Source organism: Sporomusa sp., from assembly GCF_035561255.1.
Taxonomy (GTDB): domain Bacteria; phylum Bacillota; class Negativicutes; order Sporomusales; family Sporomusaceae; genus Sporomusa.
In genome coordinates this window covers 1-8,550 of sequence record NZ_DATMXX010000101.1, presented here as the reverse complement: position 1 = coordinate 8,550, position 8,550 = coordinate 1, and the positions used below count along the sequence as shown (strand labels likewise).

Annotated in this window: 8 protein-coding genes; 6 read left to right on the top strand and 2 right to left on the bottom strand. The window is 43.9% G+C overall.

Annotated elements, in window-relative coordinates:
• Positions 1 to 918: LysR family transcriptional regulator (locus tag VN379_RS06030; protein ID WP_325531846.1), on the top strand; the 918-nt coding region annotated here is incomplete at its 5' end.
• Here the strand turns inward: VN379_RS06030 and VN379_RS06025 are convergent.
• Positions 900 to 1,946 (bottom strand): EFR1 family ferrodoxin, encoded by a 1,047-nt coding sequence (locus VN379_RS06025; RefSeq protein WP_325531844.1) that lies wholly within the window; start codon positions 1,944 to 1,946, stop codon positions 900 to 902. The two genes, VN379_RS06030 and VN379_RS06025, sit on opposite strands and share 19 nt — an antisense overlap.
• Before the next feature lie 352 nt (positions 1,947 to 2,298).
• Here VN379_RS06025 and VN379_RS06020 point away from each other — a divergent pair, with 352 nt between their 5' ends.
• From VN379_RS06020 to VN379_RS06005, 4 genes are all read left to right on the top strand, one after another.
• Complete coding sequence (locus VN379_RS06020; protein WP_325531842.1) at positions 2,299 to 3,252, top strand: ABC transporter substrate-binding protein; 954 nt, start codon at positions 2,299 to 2,301, stop codon at positions 3,250 to 3,252.
• Between the two features lie 4 nt (positions 3,253 to 3,256).
• On the top strand, positions 3,257 to 4,009 hold the full coding sequence (locus tag VN379_RS06015; RefSeq protein WP_325531840.1) for an ABC transporter ATP-binding protein: 753 nt from the start codon (positions 3,257 to 3,259) through the stop codon (positions 4,007 to 4,009).
• The gene (locus VN379_RS06010; RefSeq protein ID WP_325531838.1) at positions 4,006 to 4,752 is read left to right on the top strand and encodes an ABC transporter permease; all 747 of its coding nucleotides are present in this window, start codon (positions 4,006 to 4,008) and stop codon (positions 4,750 to 4,752) included. Before VN379_RS06015 ends, VN379_RS06010 begins: the two co-directional genes overlap by 4 nt.
• Positions 4,753 to 5,064: 312 nt before the next feature.
• Positions 5,065 to 7,035, top strand: coding sequence for a methyl-accepting chemotaxis protein (locus tag VN379_RS06005; RefSeq protein ID WP_325531836.1), 1,971 nt, complete (start codon positions 5,065 to 5,067; stop codon positions 7,033 to 7,035).
• A 64-nt stretch (positions 7,036 to 7,099) separates the two neighbouring features.
• Here VN379_RS06005 and VN379_RS06000 read toward each other — a convergent pair whose 3' ends face one another.
• Positions 7,100 to 7,741, bottom strand: coding sequence for an alanyl-tRNA editing protein (locus VN379_RS06000; RefSeq protein ID WP_325531834.1), 642 nt, complete (start codon positions 7,739 to 7,741; stop codon positions 7,100 to 7,102).
• 184 nt (positions 7,742 to 7,925) lie between these two features.
• Here VN379_RS06000 and VN379_RS05995 point away from each other — a divergent pair, with 184 nt between their 5' ends.
• Positions 7,926 to 8,522 (top strand): flavodoxin family protein, encoded by a 597-nt coding sequence (locus tag VN379_RS05995; RefSeq protein WP_325531832.1) that lies wholly within the window; start codon positions 7,926 to 7,928, stop codon positions 8,520 to 8,522.
• Positions 8,523 to 8,550: the final 28 nt, after the last annotated feature.

The following is an 8,550-nucleotide window of genomic DNA, read 5'->3' as shown; positions in this document are numbered from 1 at the left end:
ATTAAGAGGTTAGAGATGGAACTAAGGCAGCTACAATCACTGATCGCAATAACCGAAAAGGGCAGTTTTGCCCAGGCAGCAGAGTATTTATCCTACACCCAGCCTACCCTGACAAACCATATTCAAGCATTGGAAAAAGAATTAAATGTCAAGCTCTTTGACCGTCTTGGTCATCGCGTCCGCTTAACCCGCGAGGGTGAGCGCTTTCTTGGATATGCAGAGCGAATCCTCAACCTTACAGAAGAAGCTGTTAATGCAGTATCGCCTGAAAAAGAGCCTTACGGAAAACTTATCATTGGGGCCAGCGAAACCTTTGCCGTTGTTCGGCTTCCCGGGCTGCTTAAAGAGTTTCGCAAAGAACATCCCTGTATTGATATTGAATTAAATTTCGGAGATATTGCTAAATTTCACGATGACTTAAAAAATAACATTATTGATGTGGCGTTTATTCTTGCCGGCAAGGTTTCGTATCCTGATCTCACTGCAGAAATATTATGCCCGGAGCCCATGCTGTTTATTGCTTCGCCGGAGCATTTGCTGGCACAACAAACTGTGATAGAGGTAAGCCATTTTGAAACAGAGGAATTTATTGTAACCCAAGCCGGGTGTGCTTATCGAACATTTATAGAGAATCTATTGGAGAAAAATGATATTAAGCCCCATTCATATATGAAAGTAAAAAATATTGAAGCAATTAAGCAATTTGTCATTAGTGGGCTGGGTTTAGCCATTCTGCCGAAAATCTACGTGGAAAAGGAAATAGCGAATCATTCTTTGATAGCGCTTCCCTGGCATGGTCCGGATCCTGGAATGTATACCCAGGTTATCTATCACAAGGATAAGTGGTTATCGCCTACATTGCTGGGGTTCATGCAATTAACCAGCCGGAAAGTTGGCTGTCAGTCCGGAATTTTGTGAATATCTTTCAGCGAAACCCCTGGTGCCCGGTAACGTCTGAGATATTTAGTATGTGACAAGGCTGCCAGCAAGGCGGCAAGAGGTTTTAGGCGCAGAATATGGTGCAGCAACCAGCATAACAAGGCTATACTGCTAAGTGTATAGCTGTATTGGATGAGGAAATGCACGATCCCCGGCGCGATTGACATTACCTCATAACCAATCTTACCGGTTACCCAGGCCGTTACCGGGAGGGAGAGGATATAAGCAAAGAAAAAGACTGTCAATGGACTTACCTGAATTGCTTTTTGCGGACAATAATTCATACAAGCCATGCAACTGTCACATGAGTAACGCCAGTGCGGTTTATTCCCGGCCAGCACAATCGCGTGTTTGGGACAGATTTGCTGACATAAGCCACACCCATTACAGGTGTTTGAAGCAAAAAAAAGTTTAGCTAAAACTAGCTGGGCAATAATCAAATACATGAGTGATATACGGGCTAATAAAAGACCGATAAATAGCGGGATAAAGCCATGATAAAAGGACTGGCCAACTGTTATTTTGTGCGCAAGCTTCTGTACCTTTGCTGACGCCTTATTGGATATTGCCTGGATATTCCTGTCATTTAACCCCCAATGCACGGCTGTCCAGTTAGAAGGCATATCAATAGCCGATACCCCTCTGATCTGATAGCCTTTGAGCCATAGCAGCAAGGCGATAAGGTAGCCTGCCGTACCCTCCATGCCTGGTAAGGATACTCCGAACATCCTCGTACCGGCCCGTGTTGGCAACAGTACTGCATGAACACCATTACTTTGCGGCAGGCGAAATATATGTTTTATCATTAACCAGGGAGCGGTAAAACCATGGGTAGGATAGCTAATCACCAATAAATCATGAGCTCCTATCTGGATGTCTGCTTGTTGTTTTTCTCTAACCTGATAGAGTTCTGTTGGTATTTTAGCAACAGACTCCAAAAACCATTTTGCAACCTGATAGGAGTTGCCTGTCCCGGTCATAAAAAATCCTATTATTTTAGTGTACAAGTACCTCACCTCACCCCCATTATATAGTAGTTGGCTCTGCCGTTAAACTATTTGTCGCAGAACTTTGCATTAGTGTTAGAGGAAGAGCGTTGTAATTGTCGAATTTAAATTATTTGAGTAAATACATATCTAACCAGTAATACTTTGAATTATGGAAGTATATATTACGCATTAAAAAAAGTTTGCAGGCGCAGGCGGATGGTGCATTGGCAACGCTCCACCGCTGGCGCTTGACTTCCGCTTTTGCCAACACACCACCCGCCTGCAAAACTTTAACGCGTTGTATATAGCCAGTGAGGTAGTAAAATAGGTGGGATTAGTAATTAACCTGAAAAAGAAAAGAGGAGTAAAAGTGAAAAAGACGATTGGAATACTTATTATCTCTATGCTGTTGGTTTTTTTGACAGGGTGCGCCAGCGACAAGAAAGAGGATGCTGCTCAGAAACAGGCTCAATTACAGACAATTACCCTGGGGCTTATGCCTGATGTAGATTCCATTCCTTTCATTATTGCCGAGGAAAAGGGATATTTTAAAGAAGAGGGCTTATCAGTAACCCTGAAACATTTTAAAAGTGCCATGGAACGTGATAGTGCCCTGCAAAGCGGCAACCTGGACGGAGCCGTCTCAGATATGCTGGCTGAAGCCTTCGCCAAAGCCGGCGGTTTTGATACAGTGATTACCTCACTGACAACAGGCAGTTATAAATTGGTTGTAAATAAAGATGAAACAGCCACATCAATTCAGGAGCTGAAAGGCAAGGATGTGGCAATTTCTAAAAATACGATAATTGACTATGTAACAGACAAGGTTGTGACCGAGGGGGGATTAACCTCAGCCGAAATCAACAAGGTGGTTATACCTCAGATTCCTGCCCGCCTGGAGATGTTGCAAAACGGTAAGATCGCAGCTGCGACACTACCGGATCCTTTAGCGACAGTTGCCGTCAAAAATGGTGCAAAGGTAATAAGAACCTCAGAACAATTAGGGTTAAATCCGGGGGTTTTACTATTTACCTCTAAGGCTGTAAGTCAAAAAGAGAAAGAAATCCAGGCTATGTACCGGGCTTACAGCAAAGCAGTCGACTATTTATCGAAGGAGCCAATGGAAAACTATATTGACTTGTTGATTGAAAAAGGTGGCTTTCCTAAGGACGTAAAAGGGGTACTTGTTTTGCCGCAATACAAAAAAGCAGCTGCGCCGCAGCAGCAGGATATTGATGATGTCGTAGCCTGGCTTCAGGCAAGACAGCTCATCCAGAAAAAATATTTATATACAGACTTGGTCGATACCCGGTTTGTAAGATAGAGTTATGATTCAGATTAAAGGGTTGAGTATGACATACGAAACCAGCGAGGCCCGTTATACAGCTCTCAAAGATATTAATCTTGAGCTTGCGGCAGGGGAGACCTGTGCGATTATTGGCCCGTCCGGTTGTGGTAAATCGACGTTGTTAAAAATATTGGCCGGAATTATTACAGACTTTGAAGGAACTGTTGAAATTAATGGCCAGCCTGTTATGCCTAAAACGCAAATTATTGGTTTTATTCCCCAGAATTACGGGTTGCTGCCCTGGAAAAACGTGTATGAGAACATCTGTTTAGGTTTTAAAATTAAGCACAAAAAACAGGCTGATTATGAAGCTGATTTAACCTCGCTGATTCAGCTGTTAGGCCTGGGAGGGCTGGAATACAGGTATCCCGGGGAGTTAAGCGGCGGGCAGCAGCAGCGGGTTGCTTTGGCGCGTGCCTTTCTTTTAAAACCCGACTTACTACTAATGGATGAACCATTTTCCGCTTTGGATGCGATGACCAGGGAAGAGATCCAGAATGTATTCTTAAGTGTATGGAGAAAACATTCTGTTTCAACTGTCCTTGTCACCCATCAGATGGAGGAAGCGGTGTATCTAGGCCGGAAAATTGTAATTTTGGCAGCTGCTCCTGGCAAGGTCAGTAAAATAGTTGATAATCCTCTATTTGGAGTAGATGATGTGCGCGAGCATAAGGATTTTTTTCAACTATGTGTAGAGTTACGAAAGATGATAAAAGAGGATTGGTCAAAGTGAAAGTAAAAGGCCCGGGAGTTTGGTATATTTATGGCATATTAATTTTCCTAGCCCTGTGGCAGCTTGTCTCTGTTTCGGTACAGTTGCCGATTATTCCGCCTCCTGGGAAGGTTTTGGAGAATTTAATCGCTATCTTTATGTCTCAAATTGCTATTCATGGTTTTTACAGTCTATGGCGCATCATTGCCGGGGTTTTCCTGGCAGTGATTGTTGGTATCCCGCTTGGCCTTTGTATGGGGTATTTTCCTGCCTGGGACCGGTTGTTATCCCCCATTGTCTATCTTACCTATCCAATTCCTAAAATTGCTCTCCTACCGGTAATAATGCTGCTGTTTGGTTTAGGGGAGCTTTCAAAAATACTTATGATATTTCTTATCATTGTTTTTCAGGTTGTCATCGCTGTACGGGATGGGGTTAAAAGCATTCCCAAGGAAACCTATTACCCCTTATATTCGCTGGGCGCGGGTTTTATGGATGTTGTCAGGGAGATTCTGATACCTGCTTCGATGCCGAAATTCCTGACATCGCTGCGGGTGGCTATGGCGACAGCCGTTTCGGTGTTGTTTTTTACAGAGACATTTGGCACAAAGTATGGCATGGGTTTTTTTATTATGGATGCATGGTTGCGGGTGAATTATTTGGAAATGTACTCAGGTATTGCGGTTTTAAGCAATATAGGCCTTGTTTTATTTGGCGCGATTGATTACCTGGAAAGAAAAAAATGTAGCTGGCAGTATAAATAAACAATGAGCCGATGCCAGGTAACTGATAATAAAACCCATTATCAATATTGACAAAAATAAATATTATTGTATAATGTTGGTTAATATTAGGCGTTATATATGACTGAACAACCTCTGGTTTCAGGGGATTCGGTCTTTTATTTTATTTATCCGCTGACTATCCCGCACTAAGATTCCAGCTTTCTGCGCCCTTTCGGGTAAACGAGTGAGAGTTAAGAGCGGATAGTCCCTGGATAAGGACGGCTAACCTTCAGTTGAGAGTAGAATCCGCCTGAAGCTAAGTCAACTTTATGGTTATTAAGGGGGAGAAATATGTCGATTAGAACTAAAACTGTCACTTTGCTCGTAATCTCACTGTTGGTTATCGGGATGACTATTGCGGGTACTGGTATGTATGTCTTATACCAACAGACGCTAAACAGCACTGAAGTCGCTATGAATAACCAGGCTACACAGCTTTCTGGTCAGGTAACAGATCTCTTTAATTCCTTTGAGAAAAGTGGACAGGTCTATCGGGTAGACCACGATTTTCAGTCCGGTGATCAGGCTCGTATACAAGCTAGGATTAACACCTATTTCAGGGTGGCGTGGGGGATTGACCGGCTGAATTTTCTTGATCGAACAGGTAAAAGGACGGCTATTGCTCCCTATGATGCTAAAGTGATAGGGGATAATTTATCAGACCGGAAATTTTACAAGGATACTGTTGGTGATCAGAAATCGCATATCAGCGATATAATTATCAACAGGGTAACAGGAGTTCCTTCTGTTATTGTCACGCAGCCGGTAACCGGTGAAAACGGTCAATTGGCAGGGATGGTATTGCAGGCTGTCAATCTTGAAACTTTGCAGGACTATCTGGCACAGGTCAAAGTTGGCTCAACCGGTGAAGCCGCGATTGTTGCTCATGATGGAACAGTGATCGCTCATTCTAACAGAGAGTTAGTCAAAGAACAGAAAAAATTCTCAGAGGAGTTGATGCAGCGGCTAATCGACAATCCCGGCCGTCTTATTAACTGCACAGATTTGTCTGGCCGGGAATCGGTTGTGGTATTCATGTCTGTTAAGGGGACAGACTGGTTTGCCATAGTTTCTTTGCCTACTAGTGAGTTCAATGCCGGGTTTTATACCAGTTTGCTGTGGATGCTGACTGCACTGGGCATAGGCCTTGTTGTCGTAGGCTTTATTGGCTGGCGGTATCTCCTCAAAACATTGCGCCCAATCGAGAATCTGGTGCAGGAAGCAACCCGGATTGCCGCCGGGGACCTTACTCTCTCAACACTGGGGATCGATTCTAATGATGAGATTGGACGACTGGCACATAGTTTTGAGCAGATGACGAAAAATTTGCGGGCACTGATGCTCCAGGTTTCGGAGGCTACTGAGCAGGTGAGTGCATCCTCTGAACAGTTGAATGCCAGTGCTGAACAGTCGGCCCAAGCCGCAAATCAGGTTACTATAGCTATCTCCAGGACTGCTGAAGGGGTTGAGCAACAAACAGTTGGGGTTGCGAACGTTCTTTCCTTAATTGAAGAAATTGCCCAAGGTTCCCAGGAGGGGGCCAATGCAACTAAACTGGCCGCAGATATAACCGGTCAGGCGGTGCGTGCCACCAGTAATGGCAGTAGTGCTGTTGAGAATGCCATTCTGCAGATGAACCAGATTGAGAATACCGTGAATGACTCGGCAATGGTTGTCACGGAATTAGGTGTCCGCTCCAAGGAGATTGGTTTAATTGTAGAAACAATCGCCGGTATAGCAAGTCAAACCAACCTGCTCGCATTAAATGCGGCTATTGAAGCTGCCCGGGCGGGCGAACAGGGCCGGGGATTTGCTGTGGTTGCTGAAGAGGTGCGCAAGCTTGCTGAGCAGTCTCAGGAAGCAGCTAAACAAATCTCAGAGCTTATCAGTGATATTCAGGTTAAGACAGAAAAGGCTGTTTTGGCAATGTCTGCCGGTACAGAAGAGGTTCATAAAGGAACTGCTGTTGTTGGCAAAGCCGGAACAACCTTTCAAGAGATTGAACGTCATGTCAAAGAAGTGGCCCAAATTACCAGTGGCATAGCTGCTGGATTAAGTGAGTCGGTAAATGCCAGCAATCAGGTTCTTGTTGCGATCAGAGCAGTTGACTCAGTCAGCAGGGAGATCGCAAGTCAGTCTCAGAATATATCGGCAGCAACAGAGGAACAATCTGCATCAATGCAGGAGATTGCAGCCTCAAGCCAGGCTTTATCTCATTTGGCAGAAGAGCTCCAGCGTGCTGTTCAGCAGTTTAAAATCTAATCTATTAACCAAGGAAGCCTGAAACAGCCATAAGCTGTTTCAGGCTTCCTTAATTTAGTTGCCTTTATCGTAATAGAATCTCAATGCGTTCTTTACCTTTGCCAATATTATTTCTCTTTAACTGCAAAGAGCCTATTTCACTGGTTTCTTTGATATGGGTTCCCCCACATAAAACCTTGGCAAAGTTGTCAATTTCCCAATAGCGAATCTCTTTTTCCTGATCAGCAAACGCGCTTTTAATAGGCAGATTGCTGCTGACAATCTGCTGCATTTCTTGTTCAAGAAAACTAAAAGTCTGTGAGATATTCCCCTGCCAGGCAAAATCAAGCCTTGCTTTATCCGCCGCTATATGGGCTCCGATTTTTTCCGGGCTGCCGAAGTTCTGCGTGACTAACTCCAAAATTATTTCGGCGGCAAAATGCAGTCTCATAAGCTTATAGCGTCTAGCCCAGTCAATTTTTATCAAGACATTGTCGCCAATCTGTAAATCGTGTAATCTATCTAACAAGTATGTAATCTGCTGATCTTGTTTTTCCGCCTTGACAATACTATAACCATTAATTGTCCCATAGTCCGATTCCTGTCCGCCGGAAAAGGCGAAAGCAATCGTTTTATCCACAGTAACTAATTGATTTTCCACGCCTGTTATTTGAGCGTTTAGCTCAGTGAGATATGGATTGTCCCAGAATATTTTGGCCACATACATAACAGTACCCTCCTGTAGCGTTTGCTGTATTAGCTTCTATTATATCAAACTTAGCAGTTTGTAAAAGATGCTAGTGGTAATGGCAGGATTGTTGAGAAGAAATACAGAATCTGTAAAGCATTATATAATTGGGACAAGGGAGATTGTGCCTAAGAGATACGTTTCAGAAGGAGGTTTAACCTAATTGACAAATATACTGGCGCTGTTGGGAAGTCCAAAGGTTAATGGTGCAAACAGTCTGGCAATCGATGAGGTATTGCGTGGTGCGGCTTCAGGCGGGGACGTAGAGGTTAAAAAAATAGTGCTGCACAAACTTAAAGTCGCGCCCTGCCAGTCTTGTGATAGCTGTCTGCACACAGGTCGCTGTTATATGCGGGATGATATGGAGCTCATCTATGAAAAAATAATGGATATGGATGCCTTTATTTTTGCTGCTCCGGTTTATTTTAACGGCATGAGTGCCCAGGCAAAAGTCGTCGTTGACCGCTGTCAGCCATTTTGGTCTGCAAAATATGTAATGAAAAAAGATGTATTTGCCGGGCGAAGACGGCCGGGAATATTTATTGCAACCGGCGGGCAACCACTTTATGATGGACAGTTTATCGGATCGCTGCATGTAATCAACCTGTATTTTAAGATGATTGGGGTTAAGAGTATTGGCAATCTCATTTTGCCTGATCTGGACGCAAGACCCTTAACCGGGCGTCCTGATGATCTGAAGCAAGCCTTTGAGTTGGGCCGGCAGTTAATAGGAAATGGTAATAGTAATACTGAAAGATAAATCGGATCAAAAAAACCTGCGAAAAAAC